The organism is Novosphingobium sp. fls2-241-R2A-195 (assembly GCF_030209485.1).
Lineage (GTDB): Bacteria > Pseudomonadota > Alphaproteobacteria > Sphingomonadales > Sphingomonadaceae > Novosphingobium > Novosphingobium resinovorum.
Map to the genome: position 1 here is coordinate 94,435 of NZ_JARVRY010000025.1, position 21,891 is coordinate 116,325.

The window sequence follows — 21,891 nt, forward strand, 5'->3', positions numbered from 1 at the left end:
GTTGGCCCCGCATTCGCAGACCGGCCATCCGAAGCTGGGGGACTTCGCCGCGTCGAGCATGGCGGACGCGCAGGGCAAGTGGCTGCTGCGCGAAAACCCCGCCCGGCCTGACGAACTGGCCGGGCGCATCCGCCGCGACAGTCCCGCCGACGTCCTCGCCGCCGCCTCTGCCGCAGCGGCCGCGCAGAGGGAATGGGCCGCGCTCGACTTCGAGACGCGCGCGGACACGCTGCGAATGGCCTTCGGCTCGGTGGAGGGCATCGACACCCTCGCCCGCACGATGGCGAGCGAGATGGGCAAGCCGGTGGGCGAATGCGCCGGGGAAATCCGCTTCGCGCTGGCCTTCGCCGCCGACATGGAGGGCCGCGCCCGCCGTCTCCTTGCCGACGACGTTCGCGGAGAAGGACCGGGGCGGCGCGTGGTGCGGCGCGCGCCATATGGCGTCATCGCGGCGATCGTGCCGTGGAACGCGCCGATCATCCTCGCCATGACCAAGATCGCGCCCGCCCTGCTCTCGGGCAACGCGGTGCTGGTGAAGCCCTCCCCCTTCGCGCCGCTGACCTTGAGCGCCATCGTCGCCATGATCGCCGCGCACCTGCCGCCCGGCCTGCTGCGCGCCGTCAACGGCGGCGCCGAGACCGGCGAGGCACTGATCGGCGCTCCCGAAGTGGCGAAAGTCGCCTTCACCGGCGGCGGCACGGTGGGCCGCGCGGTGCTGGAGCAGGCCAGCCGGCGCTTCATCCCCAGCGTGATGGAACTGGGCGGCAACGACCCGTTGATCGTGCTGGAGGACTTCGCGCCGACCACCGCCCGCATGGAAGCGCTCGTCTGGGCCAGCTTCCTCAATGCCGGGCAGGTCTGCATGGCCGCCAAGCGCCTCTACGTCCACGAAGCCGTGGCCGAGCGCTTCGTGGACGCCTACGTCGAGACGGCGCGGCGCCTGCTGCACATGGGCGACCCGCTCGACCCGCGCACCAACATCGGCCCGGTCATCAGCGCGCAGGCGCAAGGCCGCATCAGCCGCGTCGCGGCGCAGGCACGCTGCGACGGGGGCATGGTCGTGCCGCTCCTGAACGACTTCTCCGACTACCCGGAGCAGGGCTATTTCGTGGCGCCCCAGCTTGTCACCGGCCTGACCGACAACGCCGAACTCGTGCGCGACGAGCAGTTCGGCCCGATCGTCCCCGTGGTCACCTGGCGCGACGAAGCCGATGTGCGCCGCTGGGCCGCCACCGGGGACTGCCTCAGCGCCTCGGTCTGGTCATCCGACGCCGAGCGGGCATGGGACCTCGCGGCCTCGCTGCCGGCCGGACTGTGCCTCGTCAACGCGCACAACCGCAGCGGCTTCTCGTTCGACCTGCCGTTCGGCGGCTCGGGACCGAGCGGCTTCGGGCGCGAGTACGGCGACGAGGGGCTGCTCGAATACTCCATGCCCAAGGCCCTCCACCAGCCCGCAACCGGCTCGGTGGCCAGCGCCTATCCGGGCAAGGCCTGACCCATGACGGCCCCCACTTCCGTCATTGCGAGCGCAGCGAAGCAATCCAGGGCGGATCGCGCCACCGCTGGGCCGCCGCTGGATTGCCGCGGGGCTGCGCCCCTCGCAATGACGAAGGCGGGATACCCATGATCGCCGCACAAGAGGAACGCTGATGCTCGAAGCGACCTACGACGCCGCCATGACCTCACCCCCGGCACGCACTCCGCGCGTCAGCCTTGCCACCCGGCTCGGCTATGGCAGCGGGGCGGTGGGGGCGCAGATCTTCCGCGACACCCCCGCGCTGATCCTGCCGATCTACATGATCACCGTGCTCGGCATCCCGGCGTGGATGGCGGGCATCGCGATCCTGATCCCCAAGGCGTGGATCGTGTTCTGCGACCCCCTCGTCGGCGGATGGTCGGACCGGCGTGCCACCAGCTGGGGCCGCGCCCCCTTCCTCGGCGCGGGCGCGCTGCTTTCGGCCCTCGCTTTCGTGCTGATGTTCAGCGCGCCGGACTTCGCCTCCCCGCTGGCCAGCGCAGCCTACATGTCGCTCGCGTTCGCGCTCGCCTCGACCGCCTACAGCCTGTTCTCGGTGCCCTACCTCTCGGTCGCGTCCGAGATGAGCGAGAGCCCGCGCGAGCGCACGACGATCCTCGCCTATCGCCTTGTCTTCCTGGCCGTCGGCGTCGCCATCGGCGCGGGCTATGCGCTGCCGGTGGCGCAGTGGCTGGGCGACGGCTGGCATGGCTTCAACCGCATGGGGATGCTCTACGGCCTCGTCTGCCTGGTGAGCATGGGCGTGACCTGGGCGACCGTGCGCCGCACCCGCCTCATCACCCTGCCCCGCCCCGAAGGCGCGACCGGCAAGGCCGACATCCTCGCCTTGTGGCGCAACCGGGGCTTCGTGAGCCTGGCCACCACCTATTTCTTCGCGCTGACGGCGCAGGGCATGACTTACACCGTCTTCGGCCTGTTCTTCCTCTACGTCCTGCACGATGCGGGCGCTCTGGCCATCGTCAACGTCTTCGCCGCCGCTTCGGTGCTGGTCGCCCAGCCGCTGACGGTCTGGCTGAGCCGCCGCTTCTCCAAGCGCGCATTGTTCGTCACCGGGGTGCTCGGCTGGTCGCTGTTTTGCCTCTCCTGGATCACCGCCGGGCCGACCGAGAACGGCTGGATCGCCGCACACCTCGGCATCCCCGCGCCGGGAATCGTGCTGATGGCGCTGCGCGGGTTCCTGTGGGGCCTGTTCAATTCGATGTACCTGCTGATGGCGCTGTCGATGCTGACCGACACCATCCAGCACGACCGCGAGACCACCGGCGCATCACGCGCGGGCGTCTATTCCGGCGTGTTCAGCGCGCTGGAGAAAGTCGCCTTCGCGCTCGGCCCGGCGATCACCGGCGTGCTGCTCAGCCTCGGCGGCTTCGTCGGCGCCAAGGGCAGCGGCGCGGTGCCGCAGACGCCCGGCGCCCTCACTACGCTGGTGCTCTGCTTCGCGGTCTATCCGGCCGTACTCAAGGCGCTGAGCCTCCTCGCCTTCATCCGTTACCGGGGACACTGATCCGATGACCGCCGATCCCTCTTTCGCACGCCGGGACTCCCACAACTCATTGCGCCGCGCCCTCGTCGAGCGCCTGCGCGACGGGCGGACAGACTTGGCCGAGACCGTCATGGAGATCGACGCCCACGCCTACGTCGATCCTGACCGCCATGCCCGGGAGCGCGAGGCTTTCCGCAAGCTGCCGATCATGGCCTGCCTCTCGCTCGACGTGGCGGAGCCGGGCGACAAGCTGCTGTTCGATGCCCTCGGCCCCGAGATCGTGATCCTGCGCGACGGCGAAGGGCAGGTACGCGCTTTCCTCAATATGTGCCCGCACCGCGCCGCGCGCCTCGTGACCGAATGCGACAGCCGCAAGCGCATGACCTGCCGCTTCCACGGCTGGACCTTCGACCTCAAGGGCAAGCTGATCGGCCTGCCCGGCGCGGAGGGCTTCGCGGGCATGGAGCGCGAGGCGCGCGGGCTGGTCGAGCTGCCGGTAACGGAATGGGCGGGCATGGTCTTCGTGCGCGCCGACCCGGAAGGCGGCCCGATCGACGTAGCGCAATGGCTCGGCCCTTTCGCGGCGGAACTGGTGCACCTCGAACTCGGCCGCGCCCGGCCGATGCGCCGCAGCCGGCTGGAAACGCGCACCAACTGGAAATGCGCCTGGGACACTTACTGCGAAAGCTACCATTTCGCGACCCTGCACGCGACCACGGTGGCCCCGCGCCTCGTCTCCAACGTCATGGCGCTAACCCCGTTCGACCGCCACGCCCGCATGGGCTTCCCCCGCAAGGACTGGTACGCGCTCGCCGACGCGCCTGAGACGGAGTGGCCGGACGAGAACTTCGGCGGCAACTACTTCATCTTTCCCAACATCAACCTCAACGTCTCCTCGGGTCCGAACGGGGAGATGTTCTACGGGTTCTACCACCTCTACCCCGGTGAGACGCCCGGCAGCACGGTGACGCGCATGGCCACCTATCGCCCCGGCCACGCCGACGGCCCGCAGCCGGACGAGGACTGGCAGGTGCTCCACGGCTTCATCGAGGATGTGGTGCGTACGGAGGACTACAGCGTCTCGGAGGAAGCCTACCGCAACCTGTCGAACGCGCCGGAGGGGTTCAGCGCCGTATTCGGGGCGAACGAGATTCTCGTGCAGAAATGGCACCGCGACTGGGCGGATCAACTGGAAGAACTGGGGTTGGGTGAGGCCTGAGAGGCCCACCCCGCTGCGACTAGGCGATAAATCGCCAAGTCTCGCGCCCCTCCCGCAAGCGGGAGGGGGAACCTAGCGCTATTTTCTCATCCCCCTCCCGCTCGCGGGAGGGGACAGGGGTGGGCCTCCCTACGCCAGCCCTCACCCCCGTCGTTCCAGATAACGCCCATACCCCCCCGCGCCCACGACCCGGCCATCCTGCATGATCGTCTCCCCGCGCAGGATCGCTCGTACCGGCCAGCCCCGCAGGGTCCAGCCTTCGTAAAGGCTATAGTCCGAATACGAAGCCAGCGCCGCAGGATCGACCACGCGGCTCTGCTCGAGGTCCACCAGCGTCACGTCCCCATCTGCACCGTGAGCCAGGCTGCCCTTGCCCTTCATGGAAAAGATCTCCGCCGGACGGCTGGTGAGCAACTGCGCGATCCGCTCGAGCGACAAGCGCCCCTTGTGATACCCCTGGTCGAGCAGCACCGGCAGGATCGTCGCCGTGCCGGGAAAGCCCTGCGAGGCCTGCCACACCGGCTTCTCCTTGGTGGCGCGCTTGCGGGGTACGTGGTCCGAAGCGACGACGTCGATGGCGCCGTCGGCCAGCCCTTCCCATAGCGCCGCGACGTCGTCCGGGCTGCGAAACGGCGGGTTCGCCTTGCCGATGGGGCCGATGTCGGCATCCCAGTCGTGCGTCAGGTAGTGCGGGCAGGTCTCCACCGTCACCCGGTCGTAGCGGTCCCGCCAGCGGCGCACCTCGTCCAACGCCATGCGCGTGGAGATGTGCGGGATATAGATGCGCGCGCCCAGCTTTTCCGCCAGATAGAGCGCACGGATGGTGCTCTCCGCCTCGGTGATCGCGGGCTTGGAGAGGTTCCAGTCCTTCAGCGTCATGCCGCCCCCAGCGATGCTGGCGCGGCGGAAGCGGTTGACCAGCTCGATGTTCTCGGTGTGGACGACGATGGTGACTTCGCCAAGGCTCGCGGCCTTTTCCAGCAGCGCGTAGAAGTAGCCGTCGTCGGTCCCGTCGAGGCCGAGGTAGCGGCCTTCCTCACCCTTGAAGTTCATGAAATACTTGAACGACGTGACGCCGTAGTCGGCGACGTAGCGCTCCATTTCCTCGACGTGGCGCTCGCTGGCGACGGAGAAGTGGAAGCCGAAATCGATGTGCGACCGCTCGCGGGCATGGGCATGTTCGGCGTCGAAGATATCGCCGTAGCCATCGCTCGACAGAAAATAGCCAAGGATCGACGTGAAGCCGCCAATGGCCGCGTGCTGCGTCTCGGTGGTGTATTCGGTAATCGGTTCCCCGAACCCGAAATGGACATGGGTGTCGATGAGGCCGGGGAAGACGTGCAGTCCCGTGGCATCGATCGTCTCGCGCGCCGTAACTCCGCTGTCGGAGGCGAGGCGCGCGGCGATGCGGCCATCGGTGATGGCGATGTCGCCCTGAGCGATACCGCCGACGGGATCGACGATGGTGCCGTTGGCGATCAGGAGGTCGAAGCCGCTCATTGCAGGTCCTCTTTGGATGGGGGCATCGTGCCCTCGGGTACGTGGAGCCACGGAAGCAGCGCGGCGATCTCGCCTGCCTCGCGCCGCTGGACGATGACGGTGAGGTGCGGCCCAGCCTCCGCGGCAGACGGCGGCGCCTCGGTCACGGAGAAGCGCGCGCCGACGCCCTGCACCAGCAACAGGCGGCCGCGCGTCCGGGCCAGCCCCTTGCAGCGCAGCAGGTCCGCGCCCAGCCGGTGATCCAGCGCCGCCGCGAAAGCCGCGAGGCCGGAGCGGGTGACCGGCTCGCCCAGGGGAAAGCTCCAGGCCCGCACGCCATGGCTATGCGCCGCGTGATCGTCCGTCACGGCAGGCCGCGCCCCGCGCGAAGGGGCCAGCAGCAGCGCCGGATCAGCGAGGACGTCCGATGCGGTGACCACGTCCGCCAGCGGATTGGCCCCGGCGATCCAGACGCATTCCTCAGGCGCGAGGGGCCCCCGCAAGTCCAGCTTGGTCAGGACCAGCCGGTCGGCCAGCACCAGCTGGCGCAGCGCCTCCGGGTGACGCTCCACCTGCCCTTGCCCGCCCAGCATGTCGAGCGCGGTGACGACCACGCCCAGCGACAGGAAATGCGCCAGCAGCGGGCTGCGGCGGACCACTTCCATGATCGGACCGGGATCGGCGAGCCCGGTCGTCTCGATGACGATGCGCCCGAACCTCGGCAGGTCCCCGCCAGCTCGGCGGCGCACGAGATCCAGCAGCGTTTCGGGAAGCGAGTCGACCACGGCGCAGCACAGGCACCCGCCCTCCAGCAAGGCCACCTGCCCCGGCGCGGTTTCGACGAGAAGGTGGTCGAGCCCGATCTCGCCCAGCTCGTTCACCACCACGGCGGTGTCGCGAAAGGCGCCGTCCGACAGCATCCGGTTGAGCAGCGTCGTCTTGCCGCTGCCGAGGAAGCCGGTGAGTATCTCCACAGGGATGCGCTCGTCTGGCGTCATCCGGGCAGACTAGGCCGGTGCGCTCATGAGCCAGCCCCGATGCGCGCTTTTCCCCGCCAGCCGAACAAACTCCGCCTGCCGGATAGCCCCCGCGCGCCGCCTCCCGCGTGGCCACGGCAGCGATAGTCTCCGGCCTCATGACCAGACACGAATTCAAGCTGCGCCTATCTTCACCAAACGGGGCAGACAAGCGCGCCGTCCTGCTGCCGGGCGTCGCCAATCCGCTGGCCGCCCGCGTGGCGCAGGATCTTGGCTACGAGGCGCTCTACGTCACCGGCGCGGGCGTGGCGAATACCGAGCTGGGCCTCCCCGACATCGGCATCCTGGGCCTGTCCGACATGGCGCAGGCGGTGGAGCGGATCGCCGCCGTGGTGGACCTGCCGCTGGTCGTCGATGCCGACACCGGATACGGCAATTCGGTCAGCTGCTATCACGCGGTGCGCCGCCTCGAGGCGGCCGGCGCGGCGGTGATCCAGATCGAGGATCAGGTCTTCCCCAAGCGCTGCGGCCACTTTGAGGGCAAGGACGTGGCCCCTGCCGCCGAGATGATCGGCAAGATCAAGGCGGCGGTCGATGCCCGGCGCGACGAAAACACGCTGATCATGGCCCGCACCGACGCCAAGGCGGTGGAAGGCTACGAAGCCGCCATCGAGCGCGCCAGCCGCTATGCCGAGGCGGGCGCCGACATCCTGTTCGTCGAGGCGCTGACCACCGAAGCCGAACTGCGCGACGCGCCGGGCCGCAATCCCGGCCTGCCGCACCTCGTCAACGTGGTCCACGGCGGCAAGACCCCGCCCTTCCCCGCAAGCGAGTTCGAGGCGATGGGCTACGGCCTCGTTCTCTACGCCAATGCCGCGCTGCAGGCTTCGGTGCTGGCGATGCAGCAGGTTCTGGGCGCGCTGAGGGACGACGGTTCGCTGCATAACGTGGGCGATCGCCTCGCCGACTTCGTCCAGCGCCAGAAGGTTGTGCGCACCGCAGAGTGGGACGCGATGCGCCTGCACTACGAAGGCGACGTGAAGCCATGACAAGACCCTGGAGCGGGATCGTCTCCGAGGAGGAGGAGCGCCGCTACCGCGCTGCCGGTTTCGGTCGCCCGGGCGGCCTCGGCAAGCGTCCGGCGCTGCTCATCATCGACGTGCAGTACCGCACCATCGGCACGCGCGAGGCGCCGTTCTGGGACTCCATCGAGGAGTTCAAGACCAGCTGCGGCGATGCCGGGTGGGAGGCGGTGCGCCACATCGCCCCGCTGCTGGCGAAGTTCCGCGAACTCGGGCTGCCAGTGCTCTACCCCCATGTCGCCCCCAAGGAGGCGTTCGATCAGGGGCGCCTTGCCGCCAAGGTCCCCGAACTTATGACCATCGGCGCAGAGGGCTACCGCTTCGTCGAGGCCGTGGCGCCGCACCCCGGCGACGTGCTGCTGCCCAAGAAGCACCCCAGCGCCTTCTTCGGCACCCCGCTCGCCAGCTACCTGATCGATCTGGGCTGCGACAGCGTGGTCGTCACCGGCTGCACCACCAGCGGCTGCGTGCGCGGTAGCGTGGTGGACGCCTTCGCCTACAACTTCCGCGTCACCGTGCCCGAGGAATGCGTCTACGACCGCAGCCCCACGGCCCACGCGGTGAACCTGTTCGACATGGCCTACAAGTACGCCGACGTGGAACCGCTGGCGCAGGTGCTGGCAGCGCTGGACGGATTGAACGCATGAGCGACACGCCTGAACTCCCCCGCCCCGAACTGGCCCGTACCGTGCGCGGCAAGCGTCCCGAGTTCTTCGCGACCGAAGGCGTCGACGAAGTCATGTCGATGGTGCTGGTGCTTGCGCAGGAACTGCATGTCGTGCGCGAAAGGCTCGACACCGCCGAGCGCGTCATGACCCGCCACGGGATCGACCTCGCCGCCGAGATCGAGGCGCTCCAGCCCGACGACGCCCTGCTGCGGACGCGCGAGCAGGCGCTTCAGGACTTCTACGGCAGGCTCTTCCAATTCTCGCGCCAGCGGCGCAGCGAACTCGAACACAAGTACAGCGACCGAACCTACCGCGAGACGCTCGACAAGGTCGCGACAGGAGACATTTGATGACACACCCTTGGCCCCGCCGTCATTACGCCGACGGCCCGTTCGGGCAGGTCCATTTCCAGGAGACGGGCGAAGGCCCCGCGCTGCTGATGTTCCATCAGGCGCCGATGACCTCGGGCCAGTTCGACAACGTCTACGCCCCGCTCGCGGCGCGCGGGTATCGCGCGATCGGCATCGACATGCCCGGCTTCGGCATGTCCGACCCGACGCCGGACACTCCGACGGTTACCGATTATGCGCAAGTCATTCCCGCCGTGCTGGACACGCTGGGGATCGAGCGCGCGGCCCTGCTCGGCCACCACACCGGCGCGCTGGCGGCGACCGAGGGCGCGCTGCTGTTCCCCGATCGCATCGCCGCGCTGATCGTCAACGGACCACTGCTCGTCAGCGCCGCCGACCGCCAGAACTTCCTCGACAACCTGCATCAGTGGGAACTGGGCTACCACGCGCGCGAGCATGCCGGGCACATGGCGGAACTGTTCGACATTCGTAACAACCTTGCCAGCGGCACCATCCCGCACGCGCGCCTCAGCGACTACGTGGTGCAGGCGCTGATCGGGCGCGGCGCCTTCTGGTACGGCCACAACGCCGCCTACATGTACGACCAGGAACCGCAGCTGGCGCAAGTGAAACAGCCGACGCTGATCTTGTCGAACACCGGCGACATGATCTTCGACCACGCGCAGCGCGCATCCGAACTCTTCCCACACTTCGCCTTCGCGGCGCTGGAAGGCGGCGGCGTCGATATCGTCGACCAGCAGCCCGAGGCATGGGCCGACGAAGTCGCGAAGTTCCTGCGCGGAGCGGGCTGGCAGTGATCCCGCGCCGGGTCCTGCTCGTCGGCGCGACGCAGGGCCTCGGCCTCGCGCTTGCGCAGCGATACCGCGCCGAAGGGTGGGACGTGGTGGCGACCACCGTGGTCCCCTCCCCGGCGCTGGAGGCGCTGGACGGCGTCACCGTCCTGCCGCTCGACATCACCGACGAGGACCAGGCGCTCGCCCTGCGCGACAGCCTAGCCGGGCAGCGGATCGACGTATTGCACATCGTCGCGGGCATCCTGCCCCAGGGCGACGCGCCGATCTGGGAGCGCGCCGACGAGGAAATCCTGCGCGTCCTCAAGACCAACGCCATCGGCAGCGTGCGCCTCGCCACCCTGCTGGAACCGCTGGTGCCCGAAGGCGGCACATTCGCCTTCACCAGTTCGGGCATGGGCTCGATGGTGCGCAACACGCTGGCGGGCGCGGACCTCTACCGCGTCAGCAAGGCGGCGCTCAACATGCTGGCGCGCAGCTTCGCCGTCACTCACGGCGAAAAACGCGCCGTCCTGATCATCTGCCCCGGCTGGGCGAAGACCGAGATGGGCGGCGCCGACGCCACCGTCGAAGTCGCCGACAGCGTGGACGGCATCTACCGCCTCGTCAGCACTGCCCACCCCTCGGCCGATGGCGCCCCGTTCCTCGAATACACCGGGGACACCGTTCCCTGGTGAACTTTTCCAAAGGACCGACCATGACCTACCAGATTCCGAAGCATCTCTCCGGCCGTGTCGTCCACCTCAAGGAAGGCGACGAGGAATGGGGCCGCGAGGCCTTCACCATGTCGGTCTGGGACAAGGGCCGGCTGATGAACGCCACCATCGAGTTCGACGACCGCAAGGTGCTGCGCAACGCAACCTGGTCGGTGGACGGCGACTGGAACCCGATCGAGGCGCAGACCCGCGAGTTCGTCGACGGCAACCTCAAGGCACACTGCTGGTTCCGCGTCGACGGCACCGCAGTGGAGGCGGAAGTCTTCTCGCAGGAGGCCGGGCGGTTCTCGCAGCGGCTGGAGACGGGCAAGCGGATCGACTACCTCGGCATGCACACGATCCTTGCCGACGTACTGGTGGCGGCCGCCTGCGGCACGGCCGATCCGGGCGTCGAGAAGCCGGTGACATGCGTGACCAACTCGATCTCCGAATGGGGCATGGGCAATTACCGCGCGCACTGCGTGACGCCGCTGGTCACTTACGTCGGCCGCGAGGAGATCACCGTGCGCGCAGGCAGCTTCGAGGCCGAGCACTTCAAGGTCCGCTGGAGCGAATTCGTGCCCGAATACGCCGACTTCTGGGTGACCCCGGGCGATTACCTGCCGCTGCGTCTGCAAGGCTCGTTCGGGCCGGTGCGCTACGAACTCGCAGGACTCGGCTGATGCTCAACGTCTTCCAGCAGGCCGACCACCCGGTCCTCCCGCGCGCCAGCCACGACGAGGCGAGCCGCCAGAACTTCGCCAAGGGCCTGCGCGGCTTCATCCAGCGCGAGGTCCTGCCCGGCCTGACCCCGCTGTTCGCCAAGACCTCGGCGGAATCGCAGTCGCTCGGCGTCGATCTCGCCAGCCGTCACGACGTGCGAAAAACGATGAAGAAGGAGCCGTTCTTCCAGTCCTACGCCGCGCTCAACCGGACGGCGCAGGAGCTGCTGTGGCTCTCGGTGGTGGACACCATCGAACGCGACTGGCCCCGCCTCGCCGCCGAGGTGAAGGCACGCGAGGGACAGGGCGGCGAACTGCGCATTCCCGAAGCGTTCGAGGTGCCCCGCTACGTCACCGCGCTCGACATCCACTGCATGCCGGGCGGCTATGCTTCCCACCATGATGCCGAGCAGTTCGCGGCGGGCGCCCTCTATGAACGCGGCGTCTACCTCTACGGCATGGGCTACGGCGGGCCGTTCAACGACGGCAAGGGCCGATCGGTGGTGAACTATATCCGCCGCACCATGCCCGATTTCGCGCCGACACGCGTGCTCGACATGGGCTGCACGGTCGGCCACTCGACCCTGCCCTACAAGGAGTTCTTTCCCGAGGCGGAAGTCTGGGGCATCGACGTCGCCGAGCCGCTGGTGCGCTATGCCCACGCCCGCTCGGTGGCGCTGGGCGAGACGGTGAACTTCGCGCAGATGAACGCGGAGAAGACCGAGTTCGAGGACGCCTCCTTCGACCTCGTCGTCAGCCATATCCTGCTGCACGAGACCAGCGGCAAGGCGATGCCCAGGATCTTCGACGAGTGCTTCCGCCTGCTGCGTCCCGGCGGCCTGATGATCCACTGCGACCTGCCGCCGTTCGACCTGATGGACCCGTTCACCCAGTTCATCCTCGACAACGAGACCTACTACAACAACGAGCCGTTCTGGGGCGCCATGCGCGAGATGGACCAGGTGGGCCTTGCGAAGAACGCGGGCTTCGATCCCGAGACGATCCGCTTCGACACCGCGCCGATGGTCATCCGTGAATACGCCGGGGCCGACGCGACGGGCTACGACGCCGCCAAGGCCGACGAACTGGCCGACCGCGAATTCAAGGCGGGCGAATATGCCCCCGGCGGCGGCTGGGAAGTGCTGATCGCACGCAAGCCGGGCTAACCTCATCTCGCCCCTCACTTCGTCATTGCGAGCGAAGCGAAGCAATCCAGACCGACGCTGCGACGCCCTAGATTGCCGCGGCCCCTGCAGGGCCTCGCAATGACGATGTACTTTCCAGTCTCGGAAGCCAGTTAGAACAGAACAGGAGATGCCAGCCATGACCCTGCCCGACGCCCTCGTCCTTTCCCCGTCGCGCTTGCCTGACGGCGAGGCGGCGTTCTTCGGTTCCGACGTCTATCGCCGCCACGCAACCCCGGCGGGCGTGTTCCGCCCGACCAGCGTGGAGGACTTGCGCGCGATCGTAATCGCGGCGGCGGAGGCGGGCCTTGCCATCCACACGCGCGGCGGCGGCGTCTCCTATACCGACGCGCATTTGCCCAGGCGCGCGGACAGCGTGGTCATCGACAGCTCCGGCCTCGACCGCATCGTCTCGCTCGACGAGATCGACATGACCGTCACCGTCGAACCCGGCATCAGCTGGAAGGCGCTCGACGATGCCTTGGCCCCGCGCGGCCTCAAGGTGCCCTTCGTCGGCACCTTCAGCGGGCTTGCCGCCAGCGTCGGCGGCACCGTGAGCCAGAACGCCAACGGCCATGGCTCCAACGCCAACGGCATTTCGGCCGACAGCGTAGTGGCGCTCGAAGTGCTGCTGCCGGACGGGACGTTCGTGCGTACGGGCACGACCGGATCGCAGGCAAGCCGGGGCCGTTTCCGCAATTACGGCCCGGACCTTGCCGGGCTGTTCCTCGGCGATTCCGGGGCGCTGGGGATCAAGACCGCGATCATCCTCAAGCTATTGCGCCGCAAGCCCGCGCACGAGACCGCGTCCTTCACTTTCCCCGACTTCGCCGCTCTGCACGGCTGCATGTCCGCCATCGCCGGCATGAAGATCGAGGAGAAGTCCTTCGGCCTCGACCTCGCGCTGTCGCAAGGGCAGATCGCCAAGCAGGACACCGGCACGATGCTCTCGGTGGCCAAGGGCGTGTGGCAGTCCTCGCCCAGCGCGCTGGCGGGCGCGCGCAGTCTGGTCCGCATGGCGGCGGCGGGGCGGCGGGTGCTGGCCTCCGCGCCTTACGCCGCCCACTACATCGCCGACGGCTACTCCGCCATCGAGGCGCGCGCCAAGATCGACGCCATTCGCATGGTCGCGCTCGGCTTCGGGCGCGAGATCGCCAACTCGGTGCCGACGGTCGTGCGCGCCATGCCGTTCCAGCCGCTGCACAACATGCTCGGCCCCGCAGGCGAGCGCTGGGTGCCGCTGCACGGCCTGCTGCCGCACTCGCGCGTCGCGGCGTTCCATGCCGCCTTCACCTCCTACATCGACAGCAAGCGCGCGGAGATGGATCGCAAGGGCGCCTATATCGGAGCGATGTTCTCGTCGATCGGGGCGGGGACGTTCCTTTACGAACCGGCACTGTACTGGAAGGACGCACTGACGCCTTACCATGAACGGATGATGGAGCCGGGTTACCTTGCCGGGCTGCCCCGCTATGCCGAAAACCCCGACGGCGCCGCGCTCGTCGAGGAAATCCGCACCGAGATCATCGGTCTGATGCATGCCCACGGAGCGGGCCATTTCCAGGTGGGCAAGCTCTATCCCTACACGCGCGAGCGTGACGAGGGCGCGTTGACGCTGCTGCGTGCGGTGAAGGCGCAGGTCGATCCGAAGGGCCTGCTCAACCCGGGTGCGCTGGGGATTTGACCCCTGCCTCGTCATTGCGAGCGAAGCGAAGCAATCCAGGGCGATATTATACTGCCCTGGATTGCTTCGCTTCGCTCGCAATGACGAGGTATGTGGCTATTTCCTGCTGATCCGCACCGGCAGCCGGTCCAGCCCTCGGAACGTGAAGCTGTTGATCCACGGTCGCTCGGCGGAGAGGATCGTCACGTCGTAGCTGCCGAAAAGTTCGGTGAAGAACTCCGCCAATTCCATCTTCGCCAGCAGGTGACCGAGGCAGAAATGCATGCCCGGCCCGAACGCCATAGAGCGGTTGTTGTCGCGGTCCGGGGCGATCTCGTCGGGCCGCTGCCACATGCGGGGGTCACGGTTGGCCGAGATGTTCATGCCGTAGACGAAGTCGCCCTTGCGGATCGTGTGACCATGCCACTCGAAATCCTCGCGCGCGATGCGCAGCATGCCCTTGGCCATGCCGATGTAGCGCAGCAGTTCGTCCACCACCTTTGCCGCGTCGGCCGGCCCGGAAAGCAGGCGCGCCTGCAGCGCGGGCCGCTCGTGCAGTTCGAGCATGCCCAGCGTCAGCATGTGCATCGTCGTCTCGAACCCGGCGATGATCGTGGCGTGGCAGGCGCCCAGCAGTTCGTCGTCGGAAAGCTGGTCGTTGGCATCGCGCGCCTGGACGAACTGGCTGAGCAGGTCTTCCTTCGGGCTCTCGCGCCGCTCGGCGATCAGCTTGAGCAGTTCGACGTTCATGTCGGCGAGGGTCTGGTGATAGAGGTCCACCATCTCGCGCGTCAGCACGGCCGCGCCGGTGGCCTGCTGGATCGCGCCCGCCCAGTCGGCGAACTGGTCGCGCAAGTGGTCCGGAATGCCGAACATCGCGGTGATCACGCGCGCCGGCAGTTCACGCGCGACGGCGTGCACGTAGTCCACCTCTCGCCCGTTCACTTCACGCAGGATGTCCTCGCTGATCTTGCGCGAGGCGGGGCGCAGGGCATCCACCACCTTGCGCGAGAAGGCGTTCGCCATCAGTCGCCGCAGCCGCGAGTGGACGGGCTGGTCGACGTTGGAGATCCACTTCTCCTCGAAATGCGCGACGAGCGGATACTCGGCGCGCACGTCAGGCACCAGCGTGGAAAGAAATGGCACAATGCGCGAGGCGGACAGGCGCTGATCGCGGAAAGTCGCCATGACGTCTTCGTAGCGGGTGACGATCCACGCCTGCTGCTTCTCGCTCCAGAACACCGGGTCCTGATCCTGGAGCGCACGCAGCGGGCTCCAGGGATCTTCGAGGAAGGCCGGGGAGCCGAAGTCGACATCCTGCACCGGTTCTGCGATTCCGGTCTCTCCGGCCATATCCGTCACTCCTTCAGGTCACATCTTGTAGCGGAAGCCGACGCGCCACACGCGCGGCTCCAGCGGGATCTTGTAGCCGAACAGGCCGGGCACGAACTCGGCCGAGGCGAACCAGTCCTTCGAATTGAAGACATTGGTGGCCTGCGCATAGATCTGTACGCGCTCACCCGGCAGCTTGTAGGTGATCGAGGCATTGGCGCGCCCGATCGCCGGATTCTGCGAAGCTTCCGACAGCGAGACCAGCGAGTTGTACGCCGCGCGCCAGCTGTAGTCGGCCGCGAGCGTCACCGTGCTGTCGCCCAGCGGAATATCCGCCGTGCCGCCGACCTGGTACTGCCAGCGCGAGATCAGCGGCAGGCGGGTCGCGCCGGAGGTCGCAGCCTGCGATCCCGGATCGAGTTCCTGGTACTTGTCGTAAGTGTAGGTGACGTTCCCGAAGAGGCTGACCCCCTCTATCGGGCGGAGGGTCGATTCCAGTTCGACGCCCTCCACCTTGGCCTTCGCGGCGTTCTGGATCAGGTAGCTGCCCGCCACGTTGCCGAGCGCCAGCGTCTGCAGGTTGTCGAGACTCTCGTGGTAGGCGGCAAGGTTCAACTGCAGCGCACGGTCGAGCAGGTCGACTTTGGCGCCCACTTCGTAGGACCATGCGAATTCGGGCGCGTAGGGCCGTCCGTAGCCATTTGGCTCACCGGAATTGAGCGAGTTGAACCCGGCGGCGCGGTAACCTCGCGCCACGGTGGCGTAGACCATAGCGTCGGGCGAGAACTTGTACTGCAGGTTGAACTTGGGCGTCCAGACGTTCGCCTTGATGGCGTAGTTCAGGTCGTGGATGACGCCCAGCGAGTCCGGCGTAGTACCGAAGAACGACTTGGTGTCATGCGTGTAGCGGATGCCGGCCGATGCGGTCAGGCCGGGGACGATCTCGTAGTCCGCCTGCGCGTATCCGGCGTAGCTCTTCGAGGTCGTGTCGATCGTCGAGGGCTGGAGCTGGAAGCCCAGGAAGATGTCGCCCGCCGTGCCCTGCTCCGCATGCTCATGGAAATAGAAGGCGCCCGCGATGAAGTGGAACCGATCGTCCGCGCTGTTAGCGAGCAGCTGGAATTCCTGCGTGAACTGGTTCTGACGGCCCAGACTGTCGCGATAGAAGCCGACGATGGGGTCGGCAGTGCTGCCCGGCGCGACGTAGCCACCCGCGAAGTCGAGCGCCCAGCGCTCCTTGAGGTGCTGGTAGGCAGTGATCGAGCGCACGGTGATCGTGTCGCTCAGGTCATAGCCGAGGCGGCCGGAGAACGAATATTGCTCGTTGTTGCCGATGGCGGGTAGCGGCGTGCGCGTCTCGTAGAAGCCGATGGCCGGGTTGTAGGGCGAGGTCGGCTCGATCGGCAGGAAGTGCTGGCCGTCGCTGGTGCTCTTCGCATAGCGCGCGGTCACCACCGCCTCGAGCTTGTCGACATTGGTGATGCCGACCGCGACCTGGCCGCCATAGCGGCGGAACTTGGTCACGTCATCGCCCGTGTAGATGTTGTACTGCCAGCCCTCGTTACGGTTGTCATAGAAGCCCGAGGCCGCCAGCGCGAGGTTCCCGGTGATCGGTGCCCCGACGCTGACCTTGGCCTTGACCTCCTCGAAGCGGGCGTAGCTGATGTCGAAGTTCGCCCAGTGCTCGCCATTGGGCTGGCGGGTGATCAGCTTGATCGCGCCGGTCATCGAGTTTCGACCGTAAAGCGTGCCCTGCGGGCCGCGGAGCACTTCGACCCTCTCGATGTCGGCAAGGTCGTAGTCGGCAGCCGAGAGGCGCGACTGATAGACGTCGTCGATATAGATCGCGACCGGCGATTCCGAGGTGATCGTGCCGCCGTTCTGCTCCAGCGCACCGCGCATGGCGACCTGCAGCGTGCTGGGCGATGCGGTGCCCTGGCTGAGATAGAGGCCCGGGGTGTTCTGGGCGATGTTGATCACGCTGGTGATCGCGCGATCCTCCAACATCGCCGGGCTGAAGGCGCTGACGGCGATCGGGGTGTCCTGCAGCGATTGTTCGCGGCGCTGCGCGGTGACGACGATGTCATTGCCCCCAACAGCATCGGACGATACCTGCGGAGCCTCCTGTGCCATGGCAGGCACCGTAAAAAGAGTGGTGGCGAAAGCGGTGCTGAAAAGGAAAGCGAACCGACTGGACATGGCGATTTTCCCCGAACCTTTGTTGTCCGACGAAGGTGCCTCACATCCGATTTTGAACAATTTGAGTCGAGTTTGTTGATCACCAGCCGATGATTTATCACTAGGCGGAGAGCCCCCAGAATCCGTGCTTGCCCGCGAACGACGAAGGTTAACCGCGAGACAGGCTCACGGCTGCGACTGAGCGGGCGATGGGCCCAAAGCGCACTTTTTCGGGATATCAAGTCACGATGATTCAAGACAATTTTGCCGGACTGAACGTCGTGGTGACCGGTGGTGCAGGCGGTCTGGGCCAAGCCATCGTCTCGGCCTTCGCCGCACGCGGAGCCACCGTCATCAGCGCCGATCTCGCCGCCTCGGGCGACATCTCGGCTGATGGCAAGATCATCGAGCGCACGCTGGACGTAACCAGCGAGGACTCCTGGATCGCCCTGATGGACTACATCGACCGCGAACTGGGCGGCATCGACGTGCTCGTCAACAACGCCGGCATCTACCGGCCCAACATCCCATTCGAGGACATGCCGCTTGAAATGTGGCAGAAGCATTTCGCGATCAACTCCGACGGCGTGTTCCTCGGCTGCAAGCACGCGATCCGGCGGATGAAGGCCAAGGGCAACGGCGGCGCCATCGTCAACATGGGTTCGGGCATGTCGATCACCGCCAACCCCACCGGCGCGGCCTATTGCGGCTCGAAGGCGGCGGTGCTGATGACCACGCGCACGGCCGCGCGCGCGGCGGGGCGCTACGGCGTGCGCGTCAATGCGGTGCTGCCGGGCGCAGTGCCGACCGAGATGCTCATGGGCAACAAGCTGGACGGCGAGAGCGACGGCGATTTCCTCGCCAAGATGGAGACCTACAGCCCGCTCGGCCGCCTCGCCACGCCGGAAGACATCGCGAACAGTGTGCTGTTCCTTGCCGATCCGGCCAACAAGGCGGTGTCGGGCGTGTTCATCCCGGTCGACGGCGGCAACATCCCCGGCGCCTGAACATTACTTACCGTCAGGCATGAAAAAGCCCGCCTAGTTTTGCACGAGGCGGGCTTTTTGTCGTCGCCGTAATAGCGCGATCAGCGCTCCAGACCGGGCGACGGCTCGAGGCGGGCGGCGTCCTGCCAGTTCTCCGGCCCGGTCGAAATCTCGGCCGGGTCGAGACGGTAGCGCGAGAACACCAGCAGGCTCAGGAACTGCGTGATCACCGGAACCGCCGAATAGAGCAGGATCACGCCGAGCACCGCGTGCTGGCTCTGCTGCACCACGCCGTGGGTGGAGGAGACGAAGCCGAAAGCACTCATGATGATCCCCGCCACCAGCGGGCCGAGCGCGAAGGCCAGCTTCTCGGCGGCGCTGAAGATACCCGAGAACACGCCCTCGTTCGCCGAGCCGTGGCGGCGGCGATGGAGGTCCACGGTATCGGTCAGCATCGAGAACGAGAGCAACAGGAAGCCGGTGTTGACAATGCCGATGAACACGCCGCGCGCGAGCACCAGCAGGCCCTCGCGGGTGACGTCGCCGATCAGGGGCAGGGTCATGACGACGGGGCTTTCGGGCTCGACGAAGAACCAGGTCACGGTGACCAGCATCCACAGCACCGAACCGACGACGTAGCACTTCTCCTTGCCGAAGCGGCGCGACAGGTAAAGGAACGTCGGCTGGCTCAGCAGGCTGCCGCAGGCCATCGCGATCACGAAAGTCGGGATGATGTGCACCAGGTTCAGCGCGTAGACGTAGTAGAACCCTATGACGGTATAGCTCGAAGCCTGACCGATGCCCTGGATGAAGGTCGTCACCAGCAGGATCATGAATGGCTTGTTCGACGCCACGGAACCCAACTGCTCCTTCAGCCGCCCCGGCGCCTGCGTGCCCTTGAGCAGCGGCACGCCACGCAGGCCGATGGCCGGGACCAGCATCGAGACGAGGCAGAGCGCCGCGAAGGAGAACGCCATGACGTGCCAGCCATGGGCACCGCCGCCGAGCGCGAAGACTAGCGGCTGCGCGACGCCGACACCGATCACCACGCCGCCGATCGTCGCCGCCATGCGGAACGTCAGGATGCGGGTACGCTCGTGCGTGTCGTTCGACAGCTCGGACGCAACCGCCAGATAGGGCACCGAGTAGATGCTGAAGGCGGTCGAGGCGACCAGGAACAGCACGCAGACCGCCGCCGCAGCAACATAAGGGCTGGGATATTCGACGATGGCGAAGAGGCTTGCGAAACCGATGCTCGTCAGGATCGCGCCGAGGGTCAGGAACCCGGTGCGTCCCCAAGCCTCCTTCTTGCGGTCTGAAAAAACGCCGACCAGCGGGTCGCAGACGATCACCCACAGCTTGGGGATCAGGATGACGAACCCCGAGAGCCAGGGCGGGATGCCCAGGATCGTGGTCATGAAGATCGGCAGGAGAACGGCCGGCGTGTCGCGGAAGATCTGCGCGCCGAGCTGCCCGGCGCCATAGGCGGCCGCCGTGCGGGTGGGCACCCGTTTCAGGTCATGTGTCATGACGATGTTGCTAGCGTCCTTGAGGGAGGGAGGAGGACCAAGGGCAGGACGCTAGCTTACGCGCAGGGGTCTATGGAAGAGCGAGATCACGTTGTCCGCACAGCGAGAACGGCGCAGAGGCTCGGGAACCTTACGCCGCCTCCCGCCGCGCTCCAGGATCGAAGCCCAAAGGCAGGCCGGCATCGGTGACGAAGCCGTAGAGCGGCTCGCCCGGAAGCGCCTCGGCAACGATCGAACGGACCTTGAAGAGACGATCGAGATCGATCCCGGTATCGATGCCCATCGCTTCGAGCATGAACACCAGATCCTCGGTCACGATATTGCCGCTGGCGCCGGGCGCGAAGGGGCAGCCGCCGAGGCCGCCGAGCGAGGCGTCGATCGTGTCGAGACCGCATTCCAGCGCCGCCAGCACGTTGGCGAGACCCAGGCCGCGCGTGTTGTGCAAGTGAATGCCGGTCAGCGCCTTGTCGCCCACCACGCCGCGCACCAGCTTGACGAGGTGCCGCACGGCCGAAGGATCGGCGTAGCCGGTAGTGTCGGACAAGCCGACTTCGTCGCAGCCGACTTCCATCAGCCGCTCCGCCAGTCGGGCGATCTGCGCGTCGGGCACGCTGCCCTCCAGCGTGCAGCCGAACACGGTGGACAGGCTGCCCTCGAAGTGCGGGCGTTCGCCCTCGGGCAGTTCGCGGATCATCGCGGCGATGCGGGCGGCTTCCTCGATCACCTGATCGTGCGTGCGGCGCAGGTTCTTGAGCGAGTGCGTTTCCGAGACCGACAGCGGCAGGGTCAGCTTGTGCGCCCCGGCCGCGATCGCATCGGCCGCGCCGCGCGCATTGGGCACCAGTACCGCCACCGTCAGGTCCGGCAGGGTGCGCGCAAAAGCGACGATCTCGGCAGTGTCCGCCAGTTGCGGCAGGAGCTTGGCGGGAACGAAGCTCCCCACCTCGATCTCGCGCACGCCGGTGGCGGCCTCGGCGGCGATCCACGCCTTCTTGGCCTCGGTCGGCATCACTGCCTTGACGTTCTGGAGGCCGTCGCGGGGGCCAACTTCGCTGATCAGAACCGACACGTCTTGCACGCTCTCTTGTTGCCTATATTGTTATATCTATATATCATTTGTTCACAGCCTGTCCACCGGCGTTTTCGTCGTGCGGGCTGATCACTCGGGGAGATGTGAAATGACCAAGACCGCCGTGTGCATCTATGCCGAAGCCGATGGCGGATCGCGCCTCGTCGATCTTGAAATTCCCCTGACCCGCAAGGTGATCGCCAAGGATGGCACTGCGCACTGGGAAGGCATCGCCCCGGCCTCGATCTGGGGCATAGCGACCGGCGATCCCAACCACTGCACCGACTGGCACCCTTGCGGCATGGCCGGCTTGTCGATCACGCTGGAGGGTGAGTGGGAGATCGAGGCGACCGACGGGACGCGTCGCCGCCTTGGCCCCGGCGACGTGCTGGTGATGCTCGACACCACCGGCACCGGCCATCGTTCATGGCCTGGCGGGGATAGCCGCTGCCTGACGATGGGCGTGGGCTTCGGCGAGGGCGTCGAGGAGCAGATGCGTACGCTGCTGGCCAAAACCCTGGCCGCTGCCTGAACAGCTTCAGGCGGCGACGCCCGGTTTGTCCAGGTAGATCGCGCCGCCGCGTCGCTGCGGCTCCAGCCCGAACAGTGCGCCGATCAGCGCCAGCGATTGCTCCGGCGCATCGAGACGGAAGCGGCCACTGAATGACTGACCGGCTGACGCCGGTAGGATCATGAGGGGGGGCTGAAGCCATCCTTGTGTGTATGTTTGTCGAGATACCGCATGATGATGTCATCGGTGATGTTGCCGGAAGTGGTCGAGAAGTAGCCGCGTTGCCAGAAGCGCTGTCCCCAGTAGCGCTTGCGGATGTGCTCGAACTCCTGCTGGATCTTGCGTGACGAGCGCCCTTTAGCCCGGCGCACGAAGTCCGCGACCGAGACGTGCGGCAGGATTTCGACGAACATGT

Annotated in this window: 21 protein-coding genes; 13 read left to right on the forward strand and 8 right to left on the reverse strand. The window is 67.0% G+C overall.

Features of this window, described 5'->3' with window-relative positions; all coding sequences use genetic code 11:
• Position 1 precedes the first annotated feature (1 nt).
• The 3 genes from QRN25_RS19180 to QRN25_RS19190 all read left to right on the forward strand — a co-directional run bounded on the left by QRN25_RS19180 (position 2) and on the right by QRN25_RS19190 (position 4,239).
• Positions 2-1,495: an aldehyde dehydrogenase family protein gene (locus QRN25_RS19180; RefSeq protein ID WP_285020843.1), complete on the forward strand. Its 1,494-nt coding sequence runs from the start codon at positions 2-4 to the stop codon at positions 1,493-1,495.
• A gap of 154 nt (positions 1,496-1,649) precedes the next feature.
• The gene (locus QRN25_RS19185) at positions 1,650-3,041 is read left to right on the forward strand and encodes an MFS transporter (protein WP_285020845.1); all 1,392 of its coding nucleotides are present in this window, start codon (positions 1,650-1,652) and stop codon (positions 3,039-3,041) included.
• 4 nt (positions 3,042-3,045) lie between these two features.
• Complete coding sequence (locus QRN25_RS19190) at positions 3,046-4,239, forward strand: aromatic ring-hydroxylating oxygenase subunit alpha (RefSeq protein ID WP_285020846.1); 1,194 nt, start codon at positions 3,046-3,048, stop codon at positions 4,237-4,239.
• Between the two features lie 141 nt (positions 4,240-4,380).
• Here QRN25_RS19190 and QRN25_RS19195 read toward each other — a convergent pair whose 3' ends face one another.
• Both QRN25_RS19195 and QRN25_RS19200 read right to left on the reverse strand, forming a co-directional pair.
• Positions 4,381-5,739, reverse strand: coding sequence for a dihydroorotase (locus QRN25_RS19195; RefSeq protein ID WP_285020847.1), 1,359 nt, complete (start codon positions 5,737-5,739; stop codon positions 4,381-4,383).
• A complete protein-coding gene (locus QRN25_RS19200; RefSeq protein WP_285020849.1) occupies positions 5,736-6,692 on the reverse strand; it encodes a CobW family GTP-binding protein in 957 nt (318 codons plus the stop codon). Before QRN25_RS19200 ends, QRN25_RS19195 begins: the two co-directional genes overlap by 4 nt.
• A 161-nt stretch (positions 6,693-6,853) precedes the next feature.
• Here QRN25_RS19200 and QRN25_RS19205 point away from each other — a divergent pair, with 161 nt between their 5' ends.
• From QRN25_RS19205 to QRN25_RS19240, 8 genes are all read left to right on the forward strand, one after another.
• Positions 6,854-7,744 carry an isocitrate lyase/PEP mutase family protein gene (locus tag QRN25_RS19205; RefSeq protein WP_285020850.1) on the forward strand — a complete coding sequence of 297 codons (891 nt, stop codon included), beginning with the start codon at positions 6,854-6,856 and terminating at the stop codon, positions 7,742-7,744.
• Positions 7,741-8,424 (forward strand): isochorismatase family protein, encoded by a 684-nt coding sequence (locus QRN25_RS19210; protein WP_285020851.1) that lies wholly within the window; start codon positions 7,741-7,743, stop codon positions 8,422-8,424. The genes QRN25_RS19205 and QRN25_RS19210 overlap by 4 nt, the downstream gene beginning before the upstream one ends.
• Positions 8,421-8,795 (forward strand): hypothetical protein, encoded by a 375-nt coding sequence (locus QRN25_RS19215; protein WP_285020853.1) that lies wholly within the window; start codon positions 8,421-8,423, stop codon positions 8,793-8,795. Before QRN25_RS19210 ends, QRN25_RS19215 begins: the two co-directional genes overlap by 4 nt.
• A complete protein-coding gene (locus QRN25_RS19220; RefSeq protein WP_285020854.1) occupies positions 8,795-9,613 on the forward strand; it encodes an alpha/beta fold hydrolase in 819 nt (272 codons plus the stop codon). The genes QRN25_RS19215 and QRN25_RS19220 overlap by 1 nt, the downstream gene beginning before the upstream one ends.
• Complete coding sequence (locus QRN25_RS19225; protein ID WP_285020855.1) at positions 9,610-10,284, forward strand: SDR family oxidoreductase; 675 nt, start codon at positions 9,610-9,612, stop codon at positions 10,282-10,284. The genes QRN25_RS19220 and QRN25_RS19225 overlap by 4 nt, the downstream gene beginning before the upstream one ends.
• 20 nt (positions 10,285-10,304) lie before the next feature.
• A complete protein-coding gene (locus tag QRN25_RS19230) occupies positions 10,305-10,985 on the forward strand; it encodes a DUF3108 domain-containing protein (protein WP_271183742.1) in 681 nt (226 codons plus the stop codon).
• Positions 10,985-12,190, forward strand: a complete 1,206-nt coding sequence (locus tag QRN25_RS19235; protein WP_285020856.1) for a class I SAM-dependent methyltransferase — start codon at positions 10,985-10,987, stop codon at positions 12,188-12,190. The genes QRN25_RS19230 and QRN25_RS19235 overlap by 1 nt, the downstream gene beginning before the upstream one ends.
• Positions 12,191-12,347: 157 nt before the next feature.
• Positions 12,348-13,892, forward strand: coding sequence for an FAD-binding oxidoreductase (locus tag QRN25_RS19240; RefSeq protein WP_285020857.1), 1,545 nt, complete (start codon positions 12,348-12,350; stop codon positions 13,890-13,892).
• Positions 13,893-13,988: 96 nt separating this feature from the next.
• On the opposite strand, the gene QRN25_RS19245 is transcribed toward QRN25_RS19240, so the two are convergent.
• Positions 13,989-15,224, reverse strand: a complete 1,236-nt coding sequence (locus tag QRN25_RS19245; protein WP_285020858.1) for a cytochrome P450 — start codon at positions 15,222-15,224, stop codon at positions 13,989-13,991.
• Between the two features lie 18 nt (positions 15,225-15,242).
• Positions 15,243-17,402, reverse strand: coding sequence for a TonB-dependent receptor (locus QRN25_RS19250; RefSeq protein WP_285020859.1), 2,160 nt, complete (start codon positions 17,400-17,402; stop codon positions 15,243-15,245).
• Between the two features lie 227 nt (positions 17,403-17,629).
• Here QRN25_RS19250 and QRN25_RS19255 point away from each other — a divergent pair, with 227 nt between their 5' ends.
• Positions 17,630-18,388 carry an SDR family NAD(P)-dependent oxidoreductase gene (locus tag QRN25_RS19255; protein ID WP_285020860.1) on the forward strand — a complete coding sequence of 253 codons (759 nt, stop codon included), beginning with the start codon at positions 17,630-17,632 and terminating at the stop codon, positions 18,386-18,388.
• An 80-nt stretch (positions 18,389-18,468) separates the two neighbouring features.
• Here QRN25_RS19255 and QRN25_RS19260 read toward each other — a convergent pair whose 3' ends face one another.
• Both QRN25_RS19260 and QRN25_RS19265 read right to left on the reverse strand, forming a co-directional pair.
• Positions 18,469-19,896 carry an MFS transporter gene (locus QRN25_RS19260; RefSeq protein WP_285020861.1) on the reverse strand — a complete coding sequence of 476 codons (1,428 nt, stop codon included), beginning with the start codon at positions 19,894-19,896 and terminating at the stop codon, positions 18,469-18,471.
• Between the two features lie 130 nt (positions 19,897-20,026).
• Positions 20,027-20,965: a hydroxymethylglutaryl-CoA lyase gene (locus QRN25_RS19265; RefSeq protein ID WP_285020862.1), complete on the reverse strand. Its 939-nt coding sequence runs from the start codon at positions 20,963-20,965 to the stop codon at positions 20,027-20,029.
• Between the two features lie 109 nt (positions 20,966-21,074).
• On the opposite strand from QRN25_RS19265, the gene QRN25_RS19270 reads away from it, so the two are divergent.
• The gene (locus QRN25_RS19270) at positions 21,075-21,497 is read left to right on the forward strand and encodes a cupin domain-containing protein (RefSeq protein WP_271183733.1); all 423 of its coding nucleotides are present in this window, start codon (positions 21,075-21,077) and stop codon (positions 21,495-21,497) included.
• Between the two features lie 6 nt (positions 21,498-21,503).
• Here QRN25_RS19270 and QRN25_RS19275 read toward each other — a convergent pair whose 3' ends face one another.
• On the reverse strand, positions 21,504-21,659 hold the full coding sequence (locus tag QRN25_RS19275; protein WP_271183732.1) for a hypothetical protein: 156 nt from the start codon (positions 21,657-21,659) through the stop codon (positions 21,504-21,506).
• The coding region (gene tnpA, locus QRN25_RS19280; RefSeq protein ID WP_285020863.1) for an IS200/IS605 family transposase at positions 21,656-21,891 on the reverse strand (236 nt) is incomplete at its 5' end. The genes tnpA and QRN25_RS19275, both read right to left, overlap by 4 nt.